The organism is Bacillus pretiosus, from assembly GCF_052947655.1.
This window is the reverse complement of sequence record NZ_CM129593.1, coordinates 3,688,532-3,714,515: the sequence shown is the minus strand read 5'-3', so window position 1 is coordinate 3,714,515 and position 25,984 is coordinate 3,688,532. Positions and strand designations below refer to the sequence as shown.

General features: G+C 37.7%; 26 protein-coding genes. All 26 read left to right on the top strand.

Going from position 1 to position 25,984, the window contains the following annotated elements; all coding sequences use genetic code 11:
• The first annotated feature begins 2 nt into the window (after positions 1-2).
• Positions 3-947, top strand: a complete 945-nt coding sequence (gene fabD / locus ACU8YW_RS18890) for an ACP S-malonyltransferase (protein ID WP_098201614.1) — start codon at positions 3-5, stop codon at positions 945-947.
• Complete coding sequence (fabG, locus tag ACU8YW_RS18885; RefSeq protein ID WP_000911777.1) at positions 947-1,687, top strand: 3-oxoacyl-[acyl-carrier-protein] reductase; 741 nt, start codon at positions 947-949, stop codon at positions 1,685-1,687. Before fabD ends, fabG begins: the two co-directional genes overlap by 1 nt.
• Before the next feature lie 69 nt (positions 1,688-1,756).
• Entirely contained in the window at positions 1,757-1,990 is a 234-nt protein-coding gene (acpP, locus tag ACU8YW_RS18880; protein ID WP_000786062.1) for an acyl carrier protein, read from the top strand.
• Positions 1,991-2,048: 58 nt separating this feature from the next.
• Positions 2,049-2,786, top strand: coding sequence for a ribonuclease III (rncS, locus tag ACU8YW_RS18875; RefSeq protein WP_001146867.1), 738 nt, complete (start codon positions 2,049-2,051; stop codon positions 2,784-2,786).
• 147 nt (positions 2,787-2,933) lie between these two features.
• Complete coding sequence (gene smc, locus ACU8YW_RS18870; protein WP_000478993.1) at positions 2,934-6,503, top strand: chromosome segregation protein SMC; 3,570 nt, start codon at positions 2,934-2,936, stop codon at positions 6,501-6,503.
• 15 nt (positions 6,504-6,518) lie between these two features.
• Positions 6,519-7,508 (top strand): signal recognition particle-docking protein FtsY, encoded by a 990-nt coding sequence (ftsY, locus tag ACU8YW_RS18865; protein WP_000007644.1) that lies wholly within the window; start codon positions 6,519-6,521, stop codon positions 7,506-7,508.
• Positions 7,509-7,641: 133 nt separating this feature from the next.
• Positions 7,642-7,974: a putative DNA-binding protein gene (locus ACU8YW_RS18860; protein ID WP_000891061.1), complete on the top strand. Its 333-nt coding sequence runs from the start codon at positions 7,642-7,644 to the stop codon at positions 7,972-7,974.
• 12 nt (positions 7,975-7,986) lie between these two features.
• Complete coding sequence (ffh, locus tag ACU8YW_RS18855; RefSeq protein WP_000863466.1) at positions 7,987-9,336, top strand: signal recognition particle protein; 1,350 nt, start codon at positions 7,987-7,989, stop codon at positions 9,334-9,336.
• A gap of 100 nt (positions 9,337-9,436) precedes the next feature.
• Positions 9,437-9,709, top strand: a complete 273-nt coding sequence (rpsP, locus tag ACU8YW_RS18850; RefSeq protein WP_000268750.1) for a 30S ribosomal protein S16 — start codon at positions 9,437-9,439, stop codon at positions 9,707-9,709.
• Between the two features lie 14 nt (positions 9,710-9,723).
• Positions 9,724-9,951 (top strand): KH domain-containing protein, encoded by a 228-nt coding sequence (locus tag ACU8YW_RS18845; protein ID WP_137050972.1) that lies wholly within the window; start codon positions 9,724-9,726, stop codon positions 9,949-9,951.
• Positions 9,952-10,072: 121 nt separating this feature from the next.
• Positions 10,073-10,588, top strand: a complete 516-nt coding sequence (gene rimM / locus ACU8YW_RS18840; protein WP_000170282.1) for a ribosome maturation factor RimM — start codon at positions 10,073-10,075, stop codon at positions 10,586-10,588.
• Positions 10,588-11,322 (top strand): tRNA (guanosine(37)-N1)-methyltransferase TrmD, encoded by a 735-nt coding sequence (gene trmD / locus ACU8YW_RS18835; RefSeq protein ID WP_097889673.1) that lies wholly within the window; start codon positions 10,588-10,590, stop codon positions 11,320-11,322. The genes rimM and trmD overlap by 1 nt, the downstream gene beginning before the upstream one ends.
• A gap of 146 nt (positions 11,323-11,468) precedes the next feature.
• Positions 11,469-11,813, top strand: coding sequence for a 50S ribosomal protein L19 (gene rplS, locus ACU8YW_RS18830; protein WP_001186518.1), 345 nt, complete (start codon positions 11,469-11,471; stop codon positions 11,811-11,813).
• A gap of 101 nt (positions 11,814-11,914) precedes the next feature.
• Positions 11,915-12,466, top strand: coding sequence for a signal peptidase I (lepB, locus tag ACU8YW_RS18825; RefSeq protein WP_087981660.1), 552 nt, complete (start codon positions 11,915-11,917; stop codon positions 12,464-12,466).
• 20 nt (positions 12,467-12,486) lie between these two features.
• Positions 12,487-13,377 (top strand): ribosome biogenesis GTPase YlqF, encoded by an 891-nt coding sequence (gene ylqF / locus ACU8YW_RS18820; protein WP_048546006.1) that lies wholly within the window; start codon positions 12,487-12,489, stop codon positions 13,375-13,377.
• Positions 13,378-13,429: 52 nt separating this feature from the next.
• Complete coding sequence (gene rnhB / locus ACU8YW_RS18815) at positions 13,430-14,203, top strand: ribonuclease HII (protein ID WP_088064287.1); 774 nt, start codon at positions 13,430-13,432, stop codon at positions 14,201-14,203.
• A gap of 194 nt (positions 14,204-14,397) precedes the next feature.
• The gene (gene sucC, locus ACU8YW_RS18810) at positions 14,398-15,558 is read left to right on the top strand and encodes an ADP-forming succinate--CoA ligase subunit beta (protein WP_001020778.1); all 1,161 of its coding nucleotides are present in this window, start codon (positions 14,398-14,400) and stop codon (positions 15,556-15,558) included.
• A gap of 19 nt (positions 15,559-15,577) precedes the next feature.
• A complete protein-coding gene (gene sucD, locus ACU8YW_RS18805) occupies positions 15,578-16,480 on the top strand; it encodes a succinate--CoA ligase subunit alpha (RefSeq protein ID WP_000115178.1) in 903 nt (300 codons plus the stop codon).
• A gap of 87 nt (positions 16,481-16,567) precedes the next feature.
• A complete protein-coding gene (gene dprA, locus ACU8YW_RS18800) occupies positions 16,568-17,437 on the top strand; it encodes a DNA-processing protein DprA (protein WP_088064286.1) in 870 nt (289 codons plus the stop codon).
• 144 nt (positions 17,438-17,581) lie between these two features.
• Entirely contained in the window at positions 17,582-19,660 is a 2,079-nt protein-coding gene (gene topA / locus ACU8YW_RS18795; RefSeq protein WP_001286953.1) for a type I DNA topoisomerase, read from the top strand.
• A 48-nt stretch (positions 19,661-19,708) separates the two neighbouring features.
• The gene (gene trmFO / locus ACU8YW_RS18790; protein ID WP_060488428.1) at positions 19,709-21,013 is read left to right on the top strand and encodes an FADH(2)-oxidizing methylenetetrahydrofolate--tRNA-(uracil(54)-C(5))-methyltransferase TrmFO; all 1,305 of its coding nucleotides are present in this window, start codon (positions 19,709-19,711) and stop codon (positions 21,011-21,013) included.
• 65 nt (positions 21,014-21,078) lie between these two features.
• The gene (gene xerC / locus ACU8YW_RS18785) at positions 21,079-21,978 is read left to right on the top strand and encodes a tyrosine recombinase XerC (RefSeq protein ID WP_001101235.1); all 900 of its coding nucleotides are present in this window, start codon (positions 21,079-21,081) and stop codon (positions 21,976-21,978) included.
• Between the two features lie 42 nt (positions 21,979-22,020).
• Complete coding sequence (hslV, locus tag ACU8YW_RS18780) at positions 22,021-22,563, top strand: ATP-dependent protease proteolytic subunit HslV (RefSeq protein ID WP_000526271.1); 543 nt, start codon at positions 22,021-22,023, stop codon at positions 22,561-22,563.
• A 22-nt stretch (positions 22,564-22,585) separates the two neighbouring features.
• Entirely contained in the window at positions 22,586-23,977 is a 1,392-nt protein-coding gene (gene hslU / locus ACU8YW_RS18775; protein WP_060488429.1) for an ATP-dependent protease ATPase subunit HslU, read from the top strand.
• 77 nt (positions 23,978-24,054) lie between these two features.
• Entirely contained in the window at positions 24,055-24,834 is a 780-nt protein-coding gene (gene codY, locus ACU8YW_RS18770; protein ID WP_000421290.1) for a GTP-sensing pleiotropic transcriptional regulator CodY, read from the top strand.
• A gap of 350 nt (positions 24,835-25,184) precedes the next feature.
• Positions 25,185-25,886, top strand: a complete 702-nt coding sequence (gene rpsB, locus ACU8YW_RS18765; RefSeq protein ID WP_048546000.1) for a 30S ribosomal protein S2 — start codon at positions 25,185-25,187, stop codon at positions 25,884-25,886.
• Positions 25,887-25,984 lie beyond the last annotated feature (98 nt).

The following is a 25,984-nucleotide window of genomic DNA, read 5'->3' as shown; positions in this document are numbered from 1 at the left end:
AAATGGGAAAACTAGCATTTCTTTTTCCAGGCCAAGGTTCACAGGCAGTTGGAATGGGTAAACAGTTAGCGGAGAATAATAAAGAGGTTGCAAATGTGTTTGCGAAAGCAGATGAGGTGTTGCAAGATTCACTTTCAGAAGTGATTTTTGAAGGGCCGCAGGAAAAGCTTACGTTAACGACAAATGCGCAGCCGGCCTTATTAACAACGAGTTTTGCTATTTTGACAGCTTTGAAAGAGTATGATATTACACCAGACTTTGTTGCAGGGCATAGTTTAGGTGAATATAGCGCTCTTGTAGCAGCGGGTGCAATAACTTTTGAAGACGCTGTATATGCTGTAAGAAAACGTGGGGAATATATGGAAGAAGCTGTTCCTGGTGGAGAAGGTGCAATGGCGGCTATTTTAGGTGCTGATCCACATATGCTGAAACAAGTTACAGAAGAAGTAACAAGTGAAGGATATGCAGTGCAAATCGCTAATATGAATAGTACGAAGCAAATTGTGATTTCTGGAACAAAGCAAGGAGTTGAGATTGCTTCTCAAAGAGTGAAAGAAAATGGTGCAAAGAGAGCAATTCCGCTTAAGGTAAGTGGACCGTTCCACTCTTCGCTTATGAAGCCAGCAGCGGAGAAGTTCCAAAGTGTCTTAAAAGAAATTACAATTCAAGATACGAATATTCCTGTTATCGCAAATGTAACAGCAGACGTTATTACAAGTGGTGCACTTATTCAAGAAAAGCTAATTGAACAGCTCTATTCGCCTGTCTTATGGTACCCGTCCATTGAAAACATGGTGAATCAAGGGGTAGATACATTTATTGAGATTGGACCTGGGAAAGTACTTGCTGGGCTTATGAAGTCAATTGATTCATCAGTGAAAGCATATGCGATATACGATGAAGAGACATTAAAAGATACCATTTCAAATTTGAGAGGAGAAAACTGATGTTAAAAGGGAAAGTAGCATTAGTAACTGGCGCTTCACGTGGAATTGGTCGTGCGATTGCGATTGATTTAGCGAAACAAGGGGCAAATGTTGTAGTAAATTATGCTGGTAATGAGCAAAAGGCGAATGAAGTAGTTGATGAAATAAAGAAATTAGGTTCGGATGCAATTGCAGTAAGAGCAGATGTTGCAAATGCTGAAGACGTTACAAATATGGTGAAACAAACTGTAGATACATTTGGACAAGTTGATATTCTTGTAAATAATGCAGGTGTAACAAAAGATAATTTATTAATGCGTATGAAAGAAGAAGAATGGGATACAGTTATTAATACAAACCTAAAAGGTGTATTCTTATGTACGAAGGCAGTATCTCGATACATGATGCGCCAGCGTCATGGACGTATTATTAATATCGCTTCTGTTGTTGGAGTGACAGGTAATCCAGGACAAGCAAACTATGTTGCTGCTAAAGCGGGTGTAATTGGATTAACAAAAACATCAGCAAAAGAATTAGCGAGCCGTAATATTACTGTAAATGCAATTGCTCCAGGTTTTATTGCGACTGATATGACGGATATATTAGATGAAAATATAAAAGCCGAAATGTTAAAGTTAATTCCTGCAGCTCAGTTTGGTGAAGCGCAAGATATCGCAAATACTGTAACGTTTTTTGCTTCTGATCAAAGCAAATATATTACAGGGCAAACGTTAAATGTTGATGGCGGAATGGTAATGTAATAAAAGAATTGATTTCAACTAGTTTTTTTGGCCAATATTTAATATAATATTTGAGGGGAGGTGAATGGAATGGCAGATGTTTTAGAGCGTGTAACAAAAATCATCGTTGATCGTTTAGGTGTAGAAGAAACTGAAGTAGTACCAGCTGCGAGCTTTAAAGAAGATTTAGGCGCAGACTCCCTAGATGTAGTAGAACTTGTAATGCAATTGGAAGATGAATTCGAAATGGAAATTTCTGATGAAGATGCTGAAAAGATTGCTACTGTTGGCGATGCTGTGACTTACATAGAGAGTCATCTATAATGCTTAAGTGAAGTCCCGTTTTTTAGCGGGGCTTCTCGGCTTATATCTGGAGGGACTTATGCCGTACCGAAAACATAGAGAAAAAAAATACGAAACAAAATATCGTGAAGCGTTTAAAGTATTTCAAGAAGAGATAGGTATTACGTTTTCAGATGAAAAATTATTGATTCAAGCATTTACGCATTCATCGTATGTGAATGAGCATCGAAAAAAACCGCATGAAGACAATGAGCGTCTCGAATTCCTTGGAGATGCAGTATTGGAACTTACTGTGTCACAGTATCTGTTTCAAAAATATCCGACAATGAGCGAAGGAGAGTTAACGAAACTACGTGCAGCTATTGTATGTGAACCATCTCTTGTTCGTTTTGCAAACGAGTTGTCATTTGGTAGCCTTGTTTTATTAGGAAAAGGTGAGGAAATGACAGGTGGACGTGAACGACCAGCTTTATTAGCGGATGTCTTTGAAGCGTTTATTGGTGCCCTTTATCTTGATCAAGGGTTAGAAACAGTATGGGGCTTCTTAAAAGAAATTGTATACCCTAAAATTAATGAAGGTGCTTTTTCTCATGTGATGGATTATAAGAGTCAATTACAAGAGTTGATTCAGCGTGATGGTAGTGGCAATATTGAGTATCAAATTTTGCAGGAAAAAGGACCGGCCCACAATCGAGAATTTGTGTCACGTGTTACGTTAAATAACGTGGCTTTAGGTCTTGGTAGTGGCAAGTCGAAAAAAGAAGCAGAGCAACAAGCTGCTGCAGAAGCATTGAAAAAATTAAAAGAACAACTATAAGGAATCCCCCTTTGAATGAGGGGGATTCCTTATGCATAGAATGAAACTTTCTTTTTGTTTGTGAATAAAGGGAAGGGAAATCCGTATAATAGCTTGTTTTTGTATAGACAACAGTTATAACAACGGAGAATAGGAGGAAGGCCTTTCGTGTTTTTAAAAAGATTAGAAATAGCAGGGTTTAAGTCTTTTGCTGAGCGTGTATCTGTTGATTTTGTCCCAGGTGTAACTTCCGTAGTAGGACCTAATGGAAGTGGGAAAAGTAATATTACTGATGCGATTCGCTGGGTACTTGGTGAACAATCTGCAAAATCATTACGTGGTGCAAAGATGGAGGATATTATTTTTGCAGGCAGTGATACGAGAAGAGCAGTTAATGTTGCTGAAGTAACAATAACTTTAAATAATGAAGATCAACGTTTACCGATTGAATATAATGAGGTGTGTGTAACGCGTCGTGTATCTCGTTCTGGTGATAGTGATTTTTATATTAATAAACAATCATGTAGATTGAAAGATATTATCGATTTATTTATGGACTCTGGTATGGGAAGAGAAGCTTTTTCGATTATTAGCCAGGGGAAAGTTGAAGAGATTTTAAGTAGTAAATCAGAAGAACGTCGTGGTGTATTTGAAGAAGCTGCGGGAGTGCTGAAATACAAACTTCGTAAAAAGAAAGCTGAAGTGAAATTAGCAGACACACAAGAAAACTTAAATCGTGTACAAGATATCATTCACGAATTAAGTAGTCAAGTAGAACCTTTAGAAAGACAAGCTTCTATTGCGAAAGATTATCTCGAGAAAAAAGAAGAATTAGAGAAAGTAGAAGCGGCGCTTATTGTACATGAAATTGAAGAATTACATGAGAAATGGGAAGCGCTTCGAAATCAGTTTGGGCATAATAAAAACGAAGAAGCTAAAATGTCAACGCATTTACAAAAAGGTGAAGAAGAGCTTGAGGAATTACGAGGACAATTACAAGCAGTAGATGAGTCTGTAGATTCCTTACAAGAAGTGCTGCTTCTTTCTAGTAAAGAGCTAGAAAAGTTAGAAGGACAGCGTGAGTTATTAAAAGAGAGAAAACAAAATGCAACGACGCATTGTGCACAACTCGAACAGTTAATTGTTGAATTAACAGAGAAAGCTACAAGTTATGATGGTGAAATTGAATCCAGTACAGAAGTGTTGATGCAATTTGTAAATCAAGTAAAAGAGTTGGAGACGAAATTGCATGATAATGAGCTACTGCTTGCAACTTTTGCTGACAATTTAGAGGAACAAATTGAGAATTTAAAAGGTGACTATATTGAACTTTTAAATCAACAAGCTAGTCATCGTAATGAGTTATCTATGATTGAAGAACAATCTAAACAACAAAACTCAAAAAATGAACGCCTCGATGAAGAAAATGCGAAATATGTAGAAATACGCATGGAAATTACAGCGAAAAAGACGAAACTTGTGGAAAGTTATGAACAAGTAAAAGAAAAAGTAGCTGGTATCCTTTCGAATATACAAAAGACAGAAGCGGCACTTGGGAAATGCAAGACGCAGTATAGTGAAAATGAAACAAAACTGTATCAAGCGTATCAATTTGTACAACAGGCACGTTCTCGAAAAGAAATGCTAGAAGAGATGCAAGAGGATTACTCTGGTTTCTATCAAGGGGTACGTGAAGTATTAAAAGCTAGAGAAGATAGGTTGCAAGGTATCGAGGGTGCTGTTGCAGAACTGCTAACGGTACCGAAAGAATATGAAATTGCAATGGAAATTGCTCTAGGTGCAGCGATGCAGCATATTGTCGTACAAAAAGAAGAACATGCTCGTAATGCAATTACGTTTTTAAAACAAAATAAACATGGACGAGCAACGTTTTTACCACAAGCTGTTATTAAAAGTAGATCGTTATCATTTGAACAATTACGTATTGTAAATCAACACCCATCGTTTGTAGGTGTGGCGGCAGAACTTGTGCAATATAACAATAAATATGAAAATGTAGTTTCAAATTTATTAGGTACTGTTATTGTTGCGAAAGATTTACGTGGGGCGAATGAGCTGGCGAAACAATTGCAATACCGTTATCGCATTGTAACAATCGAAGGTGATGTAGTGAACCCTGGTGGTTCTATGACTGGTGGAGCGGTAAAACAGGCGAAATCTTCTTTATTAGGACGTCAACGTGAGCTAGAAGAGTGGACGAACAAGTTAACTGATATGGAAGAAAAAACGACAAAGTTAGAAAACTTTGTTAAAGCAGTAAAGCAAGAGATTCAAGAAAAAGAAGTGAAAATACGGGAACTAAGGCAAAGTGTAGAAGCAGAGCGTGTAGATGAACAGAAATTAAGAGAAGAAATTAGTCGCTTAGAATTAGAAGAACATCGTATTAATGATCGTTTATCTATTTACGATTTAGAGATTGAAGGATTCTTACAAGATCAAGTGAAAATACAAGGACGTAAAGAAGAGCTAGAAAAGATTTTAGCAACGCTTCAAGCGGAGATTACGGAATTAGATAGCAAAATTGTCGCTTTAACAAAACAAAAAAGTGAGCAGCATTCTTCGAAGGAAAAAGTGCAAAAAGAAATGACTGAGTTAAAAGTGTTGGCGGCTGAAAAGCAACAACGCTTATCTAATCAAAAAGAAAAAGTTGAACGATTGACGAAGGAAAAAGAAGAAACGGATGCAACGCTTGTCAAAACGAAAGAGGATTTAGCATTCTTAAAACAAGAAATGACATCTAATTCAAGTGGTGAAGAACAGATTACGAATATGATTGAGAAGAAAGCATATGATCGTAATCAAACTTCAGAGTTAATTCGCTCTCGTCGTGAACAACGCGTATCGTTACAAGAGAGAGTAGAACATTTAGAACGTAATCTGAAAGAAACAACAGGTAAACATAAATACATTCTTGAGATGCTGAAAAATCAAGAAGTAAAAATAAACCGACTTGATGTAGAGTTAGAAAATAGATTACAACATTTACGTGAAACATATACGATTTCATTTGAAGCAGCAAAACTGAAGTATACAATGATGATGCCTGCAGAGGATGCACGTAAAAAGGTGAAACTAATTAAATTATCCATCGAAGAGCTAGGCACAGTGAACTTAGGGGCAATTGAAGAGTATGAGCGTGTAGCAGAGCGTCATACATTCTTACTAGAGCAAAAAGATGACCTAGAAGAAGCGAAAGCGACATTGCACCAACTTATTACCGAAATGGATGAAGAAATGAAAAAACGTTTTTCTACTACGTTTGAAGGAATTCGAATGGAGTTTCAATCGGTATTCTCTGAATTATTTGGAGGCGGTAGAGCGGATTTAGTCATGACGAATCCAGAGGACTTATTAAATACTGGTATTGATATTGTAGCGCAACCGCCAGGGAAGAAACTGCAAAACTTAGGTTTACTTTCTGGTGGGGAGCGTGCTTTAACAGCAATTGCGCTGTTATTCGGTATTTTAAAAGTGCGCCCAGTCCCATTCTGTGTATTAGATGAGGTAGAGGCGGCTCTTGATGAGGCGAATGTTGCCCGTTTTGCGCAGTATTTAAAGAGATTTAGTGATGAGACACAGTTTATTGTTATTACACATAGAAAAGGTACAATGGAAGAGTCTGACGTATTGTACGGTGTAACAATGCAAGAGTCAGGGGTATCTAAACTTGTTTCGGTTCGTTTGGATGATGGAGAAGAACTAGTTGCAAGTAATTAGGAAGGATGGGACAGTATGAGTTTTTTTAAAAAATTAAAAGAAAAAATTTCAAAACAAACAGATACGGTAACAGAGAAATTTAAACATGGATTAGAAAAAACGAGAAATTCGTTTGCAGATAAAGTAAATGATTTAGTTTATCGTTATCGTAAAGTAGATGAAGATTTCTTTGAGGAATTAGAAGAAATTTTAATTGGTGCAGATGTCGGAGTTTCGACGGTAATGGAATTAATTGATCAATTGAAAGAAGAAGTGCAACGTCGTAACATCCAAGATCCAAAAGAAGTACAAGCTGTTATTTCAGAAAAGTTAGTAGGAATTTACAAAGGCGACAGTGAGTTTAGTAACGAAATTAATATGCAAGAGGATCAATTAACAGTTGTTTTATTTGTCGGTGTTAACGGCGTAGGGAAAACGACGACGATTGGTAAACTAGCACATAAATTCAAATCAGAAGGTAAGTCTGTCCTATTGGCGGCAGGAGATACATTCCGCGCAGGAGCGATTGAACAATTAGAAGTATGGGGCGATCGCGTTGGTGTAGAAGTGATTAAACAAGGGTCAGGATCTGATCCAGCGGCGGTTATGTATGACGCTGTACAAGCCGCGAAAGCACGTAAAGTAGACGTATTACTATGTGACACAGCAGGACGCTTACAAAATAAAGTAAACTTAATGAAAGAGTTAGAGAAAGTGAAGCGTGTAATTGAGCGTGAAGTACCGGGGGCTCCTCACGAAGTATTACTTGTTATTGATGCAACAACAGGACAAAACGGTTTAAGTCAAGCGAAGACATTCCGTGAAGCAACGAATGTTACTGGTATTGTTTTAACGAAGTTAGATGGAACTGCTAAAGGTGGTATTGTATTAGCGATTCGTAACGAAATGGATGTACCGGTGAAATTCGTTGGATTAGGAGAGCAAATGGATGACTTGCAGCAGTTTGATCCAGAACAATATGTGTATGGTTTATTTGCGAACTTAGTAGAAACAGAAGAAGTGTAAGTGAAAGAAGCGGTATTTTCCGCTTCTTTTTCTATAAAAATATGTGATGTTAAGAAAAAAACTTGACACTCTTTTGTACTCCATGTAAACTAATTCATGTAAAGGGAAATCACTTAACAAAGGATGATCCAACATGCTCGAGAAAACAACGAGAATGAACTATTTATTTGATTTTTATCAATCGTTGTTAACGCAAAAACAAAGAAGTTATATGTCGCTTTATTATCTAGATGATTTATCTCTTGGTGAAATTGCGGAAGAATTTGATGTAAGTCGCCAAGCCGTGTATGATAACATTAAACGGACTGAAGCGATGCTTGAAGAATATGAAGATAAATTAGTATTACTTCAAAAGTTTCAAGAGCGACAGCGACTTGTTGCAAAGCTAAAACAGCTAATCAGCGAAGAAGAGCATGTGAATGAAGAAATGAAACAAGTTGTTGAAGCTATCGAAAAATTAGATTAGGAGGGCGGCAATATGGCATTTGAAGGATTAGCCGACCGACTTCAACAGACAATGCAAAAAATCCGCGGCAAAGGAAAAGTTTCTGAAGCCGATGTGAAAGAAATGATGAGAGAAGTTCGTCTAGCTCTTTTAGAAGCGGACGTTAACTTTAAAGTAGTAAAAGATTTTGTAAAGCGTGTGTCTGAACGTGCTGTCGGACAAGATGTAATGACAAGTTTGACACCTGGACAACAAGTAATTAAAGTCGTACAGGAAGAACTTACAGAACTTATGGGCGGAGAGCAAAGCAAAATTGCTGTTGCTAATAGGCCACCGACTGTTATAATGATGGTTGGTCTGCAAGGTGCGGGTAAAACAACGACGACAGGTAAGCTTGCGAATTTGCTTCGTAAAAAGCATAATCGTAAACCAATGCTTGTTGCAGCGGATATTTACCGTCCAGCAGCGATTAAACAGCTTGAAACATTAGGGAAGCAATTGGACATGCCTGTATTCTCTTTAGGAGATCAAGTAAGTCCTGTTGAAATTGCGAAACAAGCGATTGCAAAAGCAAAAGAAGATCATCACGATTATGTTTTAATTGATACAGCAGGTCGCCTGCATATTGATGAAGAACTAATGGATGAATTAGCGAAAGTGAAAGAAGTTGCGAAACCGGATGAAATTTTCCTTGTTGTCGATGCGATGACGGGACAAGACGCGGTAAATGTTGCACAAAGTTTCCATGAACAGTTAGGTTTAACAGGTGTTGTATTAACGAAATTAGATGGTGATACGCGCGGTGGTGCGGCATTATCTATTAAGGCGGTAACAAATACACCGATTAAATTTGCTGGTATGGGTGAAAAACTAGATGCGATTGAAGCGTTCCATCCAGAGCGTATGGCATCCCGTATTTTAGGGATGGGAGACGTCTTAACATTAATTGAAAAAGCGCAAGCTACAGTTGATGAAGAGAAAGCAAAAGAACTTGAGCAAAAAATGCGTACGCTTTCGTTTACGCTTGACGATTTCCTAGAACAACTTGGACAAGTGCGTCAACTTGGACCGCTTGATGAATTGTTAGGAATGCTTCCTGGTGCAAATAAAATTAAAGGGCTGAAAAATGCGCAAGTTGATGAAAAACAAATTGGGCATATTGAGGCAATTATTCGTTCTATGACTAAATTAGAGCGAGAACAACCGGAAATAATCAATGCTAGTCGCAAAAAGCGCATTGCCAAAGGTAGCGGTACAACGGTACAAGAAATCAATCGTTTAATCAAGCAATTTGATGATATGAAAAAGATGATGAAAACGATGACGGGAATGCAAAAAGGTAAGAAAAAAGGACTAGGTGGATTGAAGTTTCCATTCATGTAAGGAAAAAAGATGGCTCTGTTAAGAAAAAATACTTTACAAAGCAATAGTCTTTTTGCTAATATAATTATCTGTGTGAAATAAATTCGGAGGTGCTTTATAAATGGCAGTTAAAATTCGTTTAAAACGTATGGGAGCTAAAAAAACTCCTTTCTATCGTGTAGTTGTTGCAGATTCTCGTTCTCCTCGTGACGGACGTTTCATTGAGGAAATCGGTACTTACAATCCGGTTGCTCAACCAGCTGAAGTTAAGATCAACGAAGAAGCAGCATTAAAATGGTTAGGAAATGGTGCTAAACCATCTGATACAGTTCGTAACTTATTCTCTAACCAAGGTATCATGGAGAAATTCCACTTATCTAAACAAGGTAAGTAATTGAGGCAATGACTATGAAGAAGTTAGTCGAGACGATTGTCAAGCCTCTTGTCGATCATCCTGAAGATGTAAAAGTTACACAGGAACTTTACAACGGAGAGATGAAGTATCGATTAACTGTACATCCTGAGGATGTTGGAAAAGTCATTGGAAAGCAAGGGAAAGTTGCGAAAGCAATTCGAATGCTCTTGTATTCAGTGGGACATCATAATGATGAAAAAGTAACACTGGAAATTCAATAAACGTAAAAAGGGCGAGGAGTTATTTCCTCTCCCTTTTTTAACATTTAAAGAGAAGTTGCATGTTCCATATGTGAAATGGAGATGCTTAATTTATATAGAAACCAGGGGTGACATACTATTTATGACAAAATGGTTTAACGTAGGGAAAATTGTAAATACTCATGGCGTAAGAGGAGAAATACGTGTTATTTCTCGTACTGATTTTCCAGAAGAGCGATATAAAGTAGGAAACACGTTATACATAAGTAATGAGAAAAGTACAGACTACCTTCCAGTGAAAGTAACTTCTCATCGTCAACATAAGACATTTGATCTATTAACATTTGAAGGATACAACAATGTAGATGAAGCAGAGAAGTTTAAAGGTTCTTTAATAAAAGTACCAGAAGAGCAGTTAGGTGAACTAGCTGAAGGCGAATACTACTACCATGAAATTATTGGTTGCAGTGTTGTAACGGAAGAAGGAGAAGCGTTAGGAACAATAAAAGAAATTTTATCTCCTGGTGCAAATGATGTTTGGGTAATTAAACGTCCAAAAGGTCAAGATCTATTAATTCCTTATATTGATGATGTTGTACTTCAAGTTAACATTGAGAATAAATTAGTAACCATTCATGTAATGGAAGGGCTATTATAATGAAAATTGACATTTTAACATTGTTTCCAGATATGTTTACGGGTGTGTTTGGATCTTCAATTTTAAAGAAAGCGCAAGAAAAAGAAGCGGTAGAGCTTCGTGTTGTCAATTTCCGCGATTATACAACGAGTAAGCATAATAGCGTAGATGATTATCCGTATGGTGGTGGCGCTGGGATGGTATTAACCCCCCAGCCTATCTTTGATGCAGTGGAAGAGTTAACGAAGGAAACAGACCGTAAACCGAGAGTTGTCCTAATGTGTCCACAAGGAGAGCGTTTTACGCAGAAGAAGGCAGAAGAACTTGCTGAAGAAGAGCATGTTATTTTTGTGTGTGGTCATTATGAAGGGTACGATGAACGAATTCGTGAGCATCTCGTAACGGATGAAATTTCTATCGGTGACTACGTATTAACCGGCGGAGAGTTAGCCTCTATGGTTATTACGGATAGTGTCGTGCGTCTCCTCCCGGGAGTGCTAGGAAATCATGCTTCACAAGTCGAGGATTCGTTTAGTACAGGTTTATTAGAACATCCTCATTATACACGTCCAGCTGATTTTCGTGGTATGAAGGTACCGGATGTACTAATGTCAGGAAATCATAAAAATATTGATGAATGGCGACACAAAGAATCACTACGTCGTACGTACACGCGTAGACCGGATTTACTGGAAGAACGAAAATTATCTAAGCAAGAAGCGAAATGGCTAGAACAAATTAAAGAAGACAAGTAAGGGCTTGATATATTTTCTATTGCAACAGTCCTAGCAATATGCTATTATAACACTTGTGCTACTGAAATCAGTGGCCGTATTAACGATGTTCCGCTGTAATTTATTAAGACTTTATAAGAGCATCTGTTTAAAGGAGAGAATTTAATATGCAACAATTAATCGCAGAAATTACTCAAGGCCAATTAAAAACTGACCTTCCTTCATTCCGTCCTGGAGACACTTTACGTGTACACGTAAAAGTAGTTGAGGGAACTCGTGAAAGAATTCAGCTTTTCGAAGGTGTTGTAATTAAACGTCGTGGTGGCGGAATCAGTGAAACATTCACAGTTCGTAAGATTTCTTACGGTGTAGGTGTTGAGCGTACATTCCCAGTTCACACGCCAAGAATCGCGAAACTTGAAGTACTTCGTCGTGGTAAAGTACGTCGTGCTAAGTTATACTACTTACGTAACCTTCGCGGTAAAAAAGCACGTATTAAAGAAATTCGATAAGACATGTATGGGAGCTTGTAAATACACAAGCTCCCTTTTTCCAATCTATATAAAATTTTGATATAATACGAGCAGCTTACATAATCGTGGAGGGGAAATGCATGAAAAAAGAAAAGAGTTCACTTTGGGAATGGATCAAAGCAATTTTGATTGCTGTTGTATTAGCGGGTGTTATTAGACAGTTTTTCTTTGCTCCAATTCTCGTAGATGGAGTATCGATGGCGTCTACTTTACATGATCGCGATCGAATGATTGTCAATAAAATTGGTTATCACATAGGAGATCCGAAACGATTTGATATTATCGTATTCCGAGCAACGGAAGATAAAGATTATATTAAGCGCATTATCGGCCTGCCAGGCGATGAAATAGAGTATCGTAATGATAAACTATATGTTAACGGAAAGGCTTATGAGGAGCCGTATTTAGACAAGCAAAAAAAACAAATTGCTGACGGACCGCTTACATATGATTTTACTCTTGAAGAAATGACAGGGAAGAAAACTGTTCCAGAAGGTCAATTATTTGTTTTAGGCGATAATCGTCGTTTTAGTAAAGATAGCCGTTCGATTGGTACAATTGCAATGGACCAAGTGATTGGAAAAGCAAATATACTATATTGGCCGTTAAAAGATGCTCGTATTGTGAAATAAAAGAAAAAGAAGGTGGCAACATGGTAATTCAATGGTTCCCGGGACATATGGCAAAGGCTAGACGCCAAGTAACAGAAAAATTAAAGTTAATTGATGTTGTAATTGAGCTTGTAGATGCTCGATTACCTTTATCTTCTCGAAATCCAATGATCGATGAGATTATTACACATAAGCCGAGGCTTGTTGTTTTAAATAAAGCGGATATGGCAGATGATCGTTTAACAAAGCAGTGGATTGCATATTTTAAAGAAAAAGGCCAAATGGCAATTTCAATTAACGCACAAGCTGGACAAGGTATGAAGGAAATTGCAGCGGCTTGTAAAGTGTTGGTGAAAGAAAAATTTGATAAAATGGTTGCAAAAGGTATTAGACCGAGAGCAATTCGTGCATTAATTGTAGGTATACCGAATGTTGGTAAATCTACGTTAATTAATAAGTTGGCGAAGAAAAATATTGCTAAAACAGGAGATCGTCCTGGTGTAACAACAGCTCAACAATGGATTAAAGTTGGGAAGGAAATGGAACTGTTAGATACACCGGGTATTTTATGGCCTAAATTTGAAGATCAATTAGTGGGTCTTCGTTTAGCGACAACAGGCGCAATTAAAGATTCAATTTTAAATTTACAAGATGTTGCTGTTTACGCTTTACGTTTTATGGAAAAACATTATCCAGAACGTTTGAAAGATCGATATAATTTAAATGAAATTCCAGAAGATATTGTGGAGTTATTCGATGCAATTGGAAAAAATAGAGGCTGTTTAATGGGCGGCGGAATGATTGATTATGATAAAACATCTGAGCTTATACTTCGTGAGCTTCGTGGTGGGAAACTTGGGAAAATGACGTTTGAAACACCAGAAGAGTTTGCGGAGCAAGTAGAAGGTGTTGAAAAAGTAGAAGAAGTATAAGACGTGCGTTTGTACGTCTTTTCTTTTTTGTATATAAAAGGAGTGTGCGTGAATGCAAAAAGTGACTATTCAAGAAGCGGAACATTTACTGCAAAAAATTATGAGTGAAGAGGACGACCGCTTTCAAATATTAATGAAAGATGAGCGAAAAGGGGTACAAAAGCTCATTTTGAAGTGGCATAAACAAAAAGAGTTAGCGCAGAAAGAAAAAGAAAAGTTTTTCGAAATGTCCAAGTATGAGATTGCATTACGTGAAAAAGGGCTCACATTTATTGCAGGTATAGATGAAGTAGGGCGTGGGCCGCTAGCTGGGCCTGTCGTGACGGCAGCTGTTGTCCTTCCGGAAGATTTTTATATTCCAGGGTTAAATGACTCGAAAAAGCTGAGTGAGGCGAAGCGAGAGCGTTTTTATGATGAAATTAAAGCACAAGCAATTGCAATTGGAGTTGGAATTGTATCACCACAAGTTATTGATGAGATAAATATTTATCAAGCGACGAAACAAGCGATGTTAGATGCTGTTGCGAATTTATCTTGTGCACCAGAACATTTATTAATTGATGCGATGAAACTTCCTACACCAATTCCGCAAACATCCATTATTAAAGGTGATGCGAAAAGTATTTCTATTTCAGCTGCATCCATTATTGCGAAAGTAACGAGAGATCGTATGATGAAAGAGCTTGGAGAAAAGTATCCTGCATATGGATTTGAACAACATATGGGATATGGCACAAAACAACATTTAGAAGCGATTGAAGCGCATGGAGTATTAGAAGAACATCGCAAATCGTTTGCACCAATTAAAGATACGATTCACAAATAAGCTGCGAATATGCAGCTTATTTTTTTATTTTGGTATATGAACATTATTATTTTTAAAAAAGAATAAAGCGATTTCAGTTTTCTGACACTTTATTGTAGACAGCGTGCCAATCATCTTATACAATGGCAATGTAATGTTTTTTAAACATTTAAAAACTTTTCGAGTAAAACAGGAAAACAGGGGAGGATGGGACCATGAATATCCATGAGTACCAAGGTAAGGCAGTCCTTAAAAGCTATGGGGTTAGCGTTCCGAACGGGAAGGTTGCATTTACAGTAGAAGAAGCTGTAGAAGCAGCGAAAGAATTAGGAACGGATGTATGTGTAGTAAAAGCACAAATTCACGCTGGTGGACGCGGCAAAGCTGGCGGAGTAAAAGTTGCAAAAAATTTAGATGAAGTTCGTACATATGCAGAGAGCATTTTAGGAACTACACTTGTGACACATCAAACAGGTCCTGAAGGTAAGGAAGTAAAACGCTTACTTATCGAAGAAGGTTGCGATATTAAAAAAGAATATTATGTTGGTCTAGTTTTAGATCGTGCAACTTCTCAAGTTGTTTTAATGGCATCTGAAGAAGGTGGAACAGAAATTGAAGAAGTAGCAGAGCAAACACCTGAAAAGATCTTTAAAGAATATATTGATCCAGCAGTAGGCTTACAAGGCTTCCAAGCGCGCCGAATCGCGTTTAACATCAATATTCCAAAAGAGCTTGTAGGACAAGCTGTGAAGTTTATGATGGGCTTATACCGTGCGTTTATCGAAAAAGATTGCTCTATCGCGGAGATCAATCCACTTGTTACAACAGGTGACGGTAAAGTTATGGCATTAGATGCGAAATTAAACTTTGATTCTAATGCTTTATATCGCAATAAAGACATTTTAGAACTTCGTGATCTTGATGAAGAAGATTCAAAAGAAATTGAAGCTTCTAAATATGACCTAAACTACATTCCTTTAGATGGAAATATCGGTTGTATGGTTAATGGTGCAGGTTTAGCGATGGCTACAATGGATATCATTAAACATTACCATGGCGATCCAGCTAACTTCTTAGATGTTGGTGGCGGTGCAACAGCTGAAAAAGTTACAGAAGCATTCAAAATTATCCTTTCTGACAAAAATGTAAAAGGTATCTTCGTTAACATTTTTGGTGGCATTATGAAGTGTGATGTTATCGCAGAAGGTGTTATTGAAGCGACGAAACAAGTAGGTCTTGAATTGCCTTTAGTTGTACGTCTTGAAGGTACAAACGTAGAGTTAGGTAAGAAAATTTTAAATGAGTCTGGCTTAAATATTGTTGCAGCAGAATCTATGGCAGACGGTGCACAAAAAATTGTTTCACTAGTGGGCTAATAGAAAGCGGGGGAGAAAAATGAGCGTATTAGTTAATAAAGATACAAAAGTTATTGTTCAAGGTATTACAGGTTCTCAAGGTTTATTCCACACAAAACAAATGATTGAATACGGTACGAAAATTGTCGGTGGTGTAACGCCAGGTAAAGGTGGCACTGATATTGAAGGTGTACCAGTATTTGATACTGTAGAAGATGCAGTGAAAGCAACAGGCGCAAACGCTTCAGTTGTATACGTTCCACCCGCTTTTGCGGCTGATGCAATTATGGAAGCAGTTGATGCAGAAATCGATTTAGTAGTATGTATTACTGAAGGTATTCCTGTATTAGATATGGTAAATGTAAAGAGATATATGGCAGGTAAACATACACGTTTACTTGGACCAAACTGTCCTGGTGTTATTACGCCTGATGAATGTAAAATTGGTATTATGCCAGGGTACATTCATAAAAAAGGCCATGTAGGTATCGTATCTCGCTCTGGTACATTAACGTATGAGGCTGTACATCAGTTAACACAAGAAGGTATTGGCCAATCTACTGCTGTAGGTATCGGCGGGGACCCAGTTAACGGTACGGACTTTATAGATGCGTTAAAAGCATTTAATGAAGATGAAGAAACACATGCTGTAATTATGATTGGTGAAATTGGTGGTACAGCGGAAGAAGAGGCGGCTGAATGGGTGAAAGCTAATATGACAAAACCTGTTGTAGGCTTCATTGGTGGCCAAACAGCGCCTGCTGGCAAACGTATGGGCCATGCTGGTGCAATCATTTCTGGTGGTAAAGGAACTGCTGCAGAAAAGATTAAAACGATGGAAGCTTGTGGTATTAAAGTAGCGGAAACTCCAGCGGTTATGGGCGAAACGCTAATCTCTGTCTTAAAAGAAAAAGGGCTATTTGAGACTTGTAAAAACTACTAATCTGTTGAAAGACACCTTCTTGCTTGAAGGTGTCTTTTTACGCAATTCTTGTTTACATAATAAAAATTATGGGTAAGGAGAATTAAGATGAAAAGAGAACGATTATTACATCTTCATTATTTTTTAGCAGATCATTGGAAGGCGATGGAAAGACTACTATATGTCGATCCTGAATTGAAGGGAATATACACTTTTAATACGAAACAAATGGAATACTACACTGGAATATCCTCGAAAAAATCTTCAGAATTAGTAAATTTTCTTCAAAGTTCAAATCTCTCGCAATATATATCTTATTTAGAGAAAAATCGAATTTTTTATATGACTATATGGGATGAAGATTATCCACAATTATTACGTGAAATACAAGATCCTCCATTTGTATTATATGGAAAAGGAGAGAAGTATTTTCTCAATAAATCGAATAAATTGGCGGTTATTGGAACGAGAGAACCGACTTTATATGGACATGAGAGTTTAAAATTTATTTTACACCCATTATTAGAAAGGGAATGGCTTATTGTCAGTGGGTTTGCAAGAGGGATAGATACAATGTCTCATGAAATTACAGTAAGACGGCATTGCCCGACTATTGCAATACTAGGACATGGATTATCGTATATGTATCCAAAAGAGAATAGACATTTATATGAAACGTGGAATGAATATATATTGTTATTAACAGAGTATCCGCCGCACTATGCACCGAAAAAATGGTATTTTCCAAAAAGGAACCGGATTATTAGTGGTATAAGTAAGGGTGTTTTAGTTGTAGAAGCGAAATCAAGAAGTGGAACACTTATTACTGCGGACCTTGCTTTAGAGCAAAATAGAGAGGTATTTGCACTTCCTGGACCTATATTTATAGATAGTGCATCAGGAACGAATCATCTGATTCAACAAGGAGCAAAACTAGTAAGAAATGCAGAAGATATCTTGGAAGAAGTTTTAAATTAACTTTATATTTTTATGTTTTTATTAAACAATTATTGACAAATGGTAGATAGGCACTGTATGGTATATTCATTCTTGATTGACAAAAACAAGAGAAATCAATAAGATTGATGAAGACTTGAATCCACCTCTTAAGGAGGCACTAGCATGTCAGATTACCTCGTAATCGTGGAGTCGCCTTCTAAGGCGAAGACCATTGAGAAATATTTAGGGAAAAAATACAAAGTTGTCGCGTCTATGGGACACGTTCGCGATTTACCTAAAAGCCAAATGGGGATAGAAGTAAAGAACAACTTCACCCCGAAGTATATTACCATTCGTGGTAAAGGTCCCGTCTTAAAAGATTTAAAATCAGCGGCCAAAAAAGCAAAGAAAGTCTATCTCGCGGCCGATCCAGACCGCGAAGGGGAAGCGATTGCTTGGCATTTAGCCAATACGTTAAATGTGGACGTTGAATCAGATTGCCGAGTTGTGTTTAATGAGATTACAAAAGATGCAATAAAAGAATCATTTAAACATCCTCGTGCGATTAATATGGATTTAGTAGATGCACAGCAAGCAAGGCGTATACTAGATCGTCTTGTTGGTTACAATATTAGTCCTTTATTATGGAAGAAAGTAAAAAAAGGATTAAGTGCAGGACGCGTACAATCTGTAGCAGTTCGTTTAATTATCGAACGTGAAAAAGAAATTCAAATCTTTGAGCCTGAAGAATTCTGGACAATTAAGACAGAATTTGTGAAAGGGAAAGACACATTTGAAGCAAGTTTTTACGGTGTAGATGGTGAAAAAGTTCAATTAACGAATGAAACGCAAGTGAATGAAATAATTGAACAGATGAAAGATAATGCGTTTTCAGTTGAAAATGTAACGCGAAAAGAGCGAAAACGTAATCCTGCATTACCGTTTACAACATCTTCCTTGCAACAAGAGGCAGCTCGTAAGTTAAACATGCGAGCAAAGAAAACAATGATGCTCGCGCAGCAATTGTATGAAGGGATAGATCTTGGAAAGCAAGGGACTGTAGGTCTTATTACGTATATGAGAACTGACTCAACACGTATCTCAGAAACAGCTCAAACAGAGGCGCGTACTTACATTACTGAGGCGTTTGGTGCGGAATACATAGGGACAGAAAAGAAGAAAGAAACGAAAAAGTCGAACGCGCAAGATGCGCATGAGGCAATTCGTCCTACTTCGGTAATGAGAAGGCCAGAGGAACTAAAGAGTTTCTTAAGTCGTGATCAACTTCGGTTGTATAAACTGATTTGGGAGCGATTTGTTGCAAGTCAAATGGCGTCTGCTATAATGGATACTGTGACAGCTAGACTCATTAATAACAATGTTCAGTTCCGTGCAAGTGGATCGGTTGTAAAGTTTCCAGGATTTATGAAAGTGTATGTAGAGTCGAAAGATGACGGGGCTGAAGAAAAGGATAAAATGTTGCCACCTTTAGAAGTAGGGGAAACGGTATTTTCGAAGGATTTAGAACCGAAGCAACACTTTACACAACCTCCGCCGCGCTATACAGAGGCTCGTCTAGTAAGAACACTTGAAGAGCTTGGAATTGGAAGACCGTCGACTTACGTACCGACACTTGAAACGATTCAAAAACGTGGATACGTAGGTTTGGATAATAAACGCTTCGTTCCAACTGAACTTGGTGAAATAGTAATTGAACTTATTTTAGAGTTTTTCCCAGAAATTATTAACATTGAATTTACTGCTAACATGGAGCAAAGTCTTGATGAAGTAGAAGAAGGAAATGCGAATTGGGTAAAAATTGTTGATGATTTCTACGTAGGCTTTGAACCGCGTTTAGAAAAAGCGGAAAAAGAAATGCGTGAAGTGGAAATTAAAGATGAACCAGCTGGGGAAGACTGTGAATTGTGTGATCACCCAATGGTCTTTAAAATGGGTAAATACGGGAAATTTATGGCTTGTTCGAATTTCCCAGATTGTCGTAATACAAAACCGATTGTGAAAGAAATCGGTGTTACTTGTCCGAAGTGTGATAAAGGTCAAATTATTGAACGCCGTAGTAATAAAAAGAAACGTCTTTTCTATGGATGCGGTACGTATCCAGAGTGTGACTTTGTATCTTGGGATAAACCAATTGGTCGTAAATGTCCGAAGTGCGAAGGTATGCTTGTAGAGAAGAAGTTGAAAAAAGGCGTGCAAGTACAATGTATTTCGTGTGATTATGAAGAAGAACAACAAATGTGAGCGTAACTGCTCACATTTTTTTCGGGAAGAAAAGGAAAGGTGATAAATATGACAACACAAGTAGTAAACGTCATTGGCGCAGGTCTTGCAGGAAGTGAAGCAGCTTACCAAATTGCAAAACGTGGTGTCCAAGTGAAATTATATGAAATGAGACCAGTAAGGCAAACGCCAGCTCATCACACAGATAAATTTGCAGAGTTAGTATGCAGTAACTCGCTTCGCGCAAACACATTAACAAACGCTGTTGGTGTTATTAAAGAAGAAATGCGTTTAATGGACTCTGTTATTATTCGTGCAGCTGATGAGTGCTCTGTACCAGCAGGAGGAGCTTTAGCTGTAGATCGTCATGAATTTGCGGCAAAGGTAACAGAGTATGTGAAAAAACATCCGAACGTAACTGTGATGAATGAAGAAATTACTGAAATTCCAGAAGGGCCTACTGTTATCGCGACAGGTCCACTTACGTCTCCTGATCTTGCTGCACAATTAAAAGAATTAACAGGTGAAGATTATTTTTATTTCTATGATGCTGCAGCACCGATTGTTGAGAAAGATAGCATTGATATGAATAAAGTATATTTAAAGTCTCGTTACGATAAAGGGGAAGCTGCATATTTAAACTGCCCAATGACGGAAGAGGAATTTGACCGTTTTTACGAGGCATTAATTGCTGCTGAAACAGTACCTTTAAAAGAATTTGAAAAAGAAATTTTCTTTGAAGGTTGTATGCCGGTAGAAGTTATGGCAAGTAGAGGAAGACAGACGCTAGTATTTGGACCGATGAAACCTGTTGGATTAGAAGATCCGAAAACAGGAAAAACGCCATATGCTGTTGTTCAGTTACGTCAAGATGATGCAGCAGGAACGTTATACAATATCGTAGGTTTCCAAACGCATTTAAAGTGGGGACCACAAAAAGAAGTGTTACAGTTGATTCCAGGACTGGAAAATGCAGAGATTGTACGTTATGGTGTAATGCATCGTAATACGTTTATTAATTCACCTAACTTGCTTCGTCCAACATATCAATATAAACAACGTGATGATTTATTCTTCGCTGGCCAAATGACTGGAGTAGAGGGATATGTTGAATCGGCGGCATCAGGATTACTAGCGGGTATTAACGCTGCTCGACTTGTGAAAGGTGAAGAGCCGGTTGTATTACCGCCTGTAACTGCAATGGGAAGTATGGCGAATTATATTACTGCGACAAACGCGAAAAACTTCCAGCCAATGAATGCAAACTTCGGTTTGTTTGCACCGTTAGAGAAGAAAATTAAGAGGAAAGCAGAACGAAATGAAGCATATGCAACACGCGCTTTAGAAACAATTCAAAATTTTGTAAATATTTAGTTAAATTTCTTGCAAAGGCTACTAAGTTGTGATACGATTTAGTAGCCTTTATTGAGGTGAATTGTGTGAATGTGAAGAAATTGTTACAATTATTCGTTGGATATTTACAAATTGAAAGAAATTATTCAAAATATACAATTGCAAGTTATCAAAATGATTTAGAACATTTTGTGCAATTTATGGAGCGAGAAGGCATATCCTCTTTTTTAGATGTTACATACGCGGATGTTCGTTTGTACTTAACGACGTTGCACGATGAAAAGTTAGCCCGTAAATCTGTCGCAAGAAAAGTATCAAGCTTACGAAGTTTATATCGTTTTTTGATGCGTGAAGGTTATCGGAAAGATAATCCGTTTGCACTTGCGTCACTCCCCAAAAAAGAATTGTCAATCCCAAAGTTTTTATATGCTGAAGAATTAGAGGAATTATTTGAAGTTGCTGATACGGAAACACCGCTAGGTCAAAGGAATCAAGCTTTATTAGAGTTGATGTATGCGACTGGAATCCGTGTGAGTGAATGTGTCAATTTACAACTTACCGATATTGACTTCGCGGTGGGAACAATTTTAGTAATGGGAAAAGGAAAAAAACAAAGGTATATTCCGTTCGGAAGCTATGCGCAAGATGCTTTAATTACTTATATAGAGAACGGGAGAAAACAGTTGGCTCACAAAACTGAAGAACACTCTCATATGGTATTTTTAAATGCGAAAGGCACGCCGCTAACAAGTCGAGGGGTACGCTATGTATTAAACGAACTCATTAAGAAGGCTTCACTGACAATGCGGATAAGTCCCCATATGTTAAGGCATACATTTGCTACACATATGTTAGATGAAGGGGCAGATTTACGTACTGTACAGGAGCTACTCGGTCATGAGAATTTGTCGACGACACAAATTTATACGCATGTCTCTAAAGAAAGATTGCGTTCGGTCTACATGAAGCATCACCCGCGGGCATAAATTGCTTTTAAAGCTATAAAAACATATAAAGGAGTTTTTTCTATGGGAAATTTCCACGCTACAACGATATTTGCAGTTCATCATAATGGAGAATGTGCAATGGCTGGAGATGGTCAGGTGACAATGGGAAATGCAGTTGTAATGAAACATACAGCTCGTAAAGTCCGTAAACTTTTCCAAGGGAAAGTTTTAGCTGGCTTTGCAGGTTCCGTTGCTGACGCATTTACTCTTTTTGAAATGTTTGAAGGGAAATTAGAAGAGTACAATGGGAACTTGCAGCGTGCTGCAGTTGAGATGGCAAAACAATGGCGTGGCGACAAAATGTTACGTCAGCTAGAAGCGATGCTCATTGTCATGGATAAAACAACTATGCTTCTTGTTTCAGGTACAGGAGAAGTGATTGAACCAGATGATGGGATTTTAGCGATTGGATCTGGTGGGAATTATGCGCTTTCTGCAGGTCGTGCTTTAAAGCAATATGCAAGTGAACATTTAACAGCGAAGCAAATTGCGAAAGCGAGTTTAGACATTGCTGGCGATATTTGTGTTTATACAAACCACAATATAATTGTGGAAGAATTGTAGAATCGTAAGGGAGGCATTTTATATGCATTTACATTTTACTCCGCGTCAAATTGTGGAAAAATTAGATCAATACATTATCGGTCAAAAAGATGCGAAGAAAGCGGTTGCTGTAGCTTTAAGAAATCGATATCGTCGAAGTAAATTAGCTGAAAATCTACGTGATGAAATTGCGCCTAAAAATATTTTAATGATTGGACCGACAGGTGTTGGTAAAACAGAGGTAGCACGACGAATGGCGAAACTCGTTGGAGCACCTTTTATTAAGGTTGAAGCTACCAAATTTACAGAAGTTGGATATGTAGGTAGAGATGTAGAATCGATGGTACGTGACCTTGTGGAAACGTCAGTTCGTATCGTGAAAGAAGAAATGGTAATTAAAGTACAAGACAAAGCAGAAGAACAAGCGAACCAACGTCTTGTTGAAATTTTAGTGCCGAGTCCGGAGAAACAATCTGGATTTAAAAACCCATTAGAAATGCTATTTGGCGGTGCTCAAAATTCGAATCAAACATCTGATGCACAGGAAGATGGTGAAATCGAAAAGAAACGTCAAGATGTGGAAAGAAAGCTTGCTGCAGGACTTCTTGAAGATGAAATTGTATCGATTGAAGTGACTGAGCAACAGTCTTCCATGTTCGATATGTTACAAGGAACTGGTATGGAACAAATGGGAATGAATTTCCAGGATGCATTAGGAAGTTTTATGCCGAAAAAAACAAAAAAACGTAAACTTTCTGTGAAAGAAGCAAGAAAACTCTTGACAAATGAGGAAGCACAGCGCTTAATTGATATGGATGAAGTTACACAAGAGGCTGTTTATCGTGCTGAACAGCTCGGGATTATTTTTATCGATGAAATTGACAAAATTGCTGGTAAGCAGTCGAATAGCGTAGATGTATCACGTGAAGGTGTGCAACGTGACATTTTACCAATTGTAGAAGGATCGAATGTTGCGACAAAATACGGATCAGTAAAAACGGATTATATTTTATTCGTTGCAGCTGGAGCGTTTCATATGTCTAAACCGTCGGATTTAATTCCGGAACTGCAAGGGAGATTTCCGATTCGAGTAGAATTAACAAAATTATCGACAGATGATTTTGTTAAAATATTAATCGAGCCTGACAATGCGTTAATTAAACAATATATGGCTTTATTAGCGACTGAAGGTATAGAAATTGAATTTTCAGACGAAGCTATTCGTAAGATTGCTGAGATTGCTTATCAAGTTAATCAGGATACAGATAATATTGGAGCAAGAAGACTTCATACGATTATGGAGAAACTCCTTGAAGATTTATCGTTTGAAGCATCTGAAATTACGTTAGAGAAAATAACGATAACACCTCAATACGTTGAGGAGAAATTAGCAACGATTGCTAAAAATAAAGATGTGAGCCAGTTTATTTTGTAATAGTGTCATCAGGTGACTCGCCCTAGTTTCCAAGTGATGAAAAAATATGTAAGTAACATGTAGGAGGAACTTTTGAAATGGAATTATTAGCAAAAACAAGAAAATTAAATGCGTTATTACAGAGCGCAGCAGGAAAGCCTGTAAACTTTAGAGAAATGTCTGACACAATGTGTGAAGTAATTGAAGCGAACGTATTCGTAGTAAGTCGTCGTGGTAAATTACTAGGTTATGCAATTCACCAACAAATTGAGAATGAGCGTATGAAACAAATGCTTGCAGAGCGTCAATTCCCGGAAGAGTACACGCAAAGCTTATTCAACATTACAGAAACGTCTTCAAACTTAGATGTAAACAGTGCTTACACAGCATTCCCAGTAGAAAATAGAGAATTATTCGGTCAAGGTTTAACTACAATCGTACCAATCGTTGGTGGTGGTGAGCGTCTAGGCACATTAGTGTTAGCTCGTCTTGGTCAAGAGTTCTTAGACGATGATTTAATCCTTGCTGAATACAGTTCAACTGTAGTAGGTATGGAAATCTTACGTGAAAAAGCAGAAGAAATCGAAGAGGAAGCACGTAGTAAAGCTGTTGTTCAAATGGCGATTAGCTCATTATCTTACAGTGAGTTAGAAGCAATCGAGCATATCTTCGAAGAATTAAATGGAACAGAAGGTTTACTTGTTGCAAGTAAAATTGCTGATCGCGTAGGAATTACTCGCTCTGTAATCGTAAATGCACTACGTAAATTAGAAAGTGCTGGTGTTATTGAGTCTCGCTCTTTAGGTATGAAAGGAACATACATTAAAGTGCTAAACGACAAGTTTCTACAGGAACTTGCTAAATTAAAAACAAACTAATTTATAAAACTCTCCTCGTTTTTTGAGGAGAGTTTTTTGTGTGTAAAAGATTAATGGTGTCTGTAAAAAGCGTCATAATCGTGTTCTTTGGAAAAGCTATGAGTTGAATTTCACTTTTTTGCTTAAAAGAAATGCAGGTTGGTAATACTAGAATTCGAGTGTGAACAAAGAAAGTTTTACATTGTTCGCATTTTCGACTTGATTGTAATATTTCAGTATGATATAGTAAGCAGTGGTGTCAGTACAAAGTACACACGTTTGCTGATTTAAGTGTTGGTGCTACGTTTGTAGTTTCGCTTAGAGATGAAGTAAACGGAGGATATCAAAAACCATTTAGGAGGAACTATATTATGTCAGTAATTTCTATGAAGCAATTGCTTGAAGCTGGTGTTCATTTCGGACATCAAACTCGTCGTTGGAACCCAAAAATGAAGCGTTACATTTTCACAGAGCGTAACGGTATCTACATCATCGACTTACAAAAAACTGTGAAAAAAGTTGAGGAAGCTTACAGAACGATGCGCGACATCGCTGCTGAAGGTGGAGACATTTTATTCGTAGGTACTAAAAAACAAGCACAAGAAGCTATTAAAGAAGAAGCAACTCGTGCTGGTATGTACTTCGTTAACCAACGTTGGTTAGGTGGAACTTTAACAAACTTCCAAACAATCCAAAAGCGTATCAAGCGTCTTAAAGACATCGAAAGAATGCAAGAAGATGGTACTTTCGAAGTACTTCCTAAGAAAGAAGTTGTTCAACTTAAAAAAGAGTTAGAGCGTCTTGAGAAATTCTTAGGCGGTATTAAAGATATGAAAGGTCTTCCAAGTGCATTATTCATAGTAGACCCTCGTAAAGAGCGTATTGCAGTTGCTGAAGCACGCAAATTACACATTCCAATCATCGGTATCGTTGATACAAACTGTGATCCAGACGAAATCGATCACGTTATCCCAGCAAACGATGATGCAATTCGTGCTGTAAAACTTCTTACATCTAAAATGGCAGACGCGATCCTTGAAGCAAAACAAGGTGAAGAAACTGTTACTGCGTAACAAATTTGGAAAGGTGATAAGGGGTTCGGCCTTTTATCACCTTTTTTAAGGTATAAACACCTTTATAAAAGGTATAAATACATATTTTAGGAGGATGA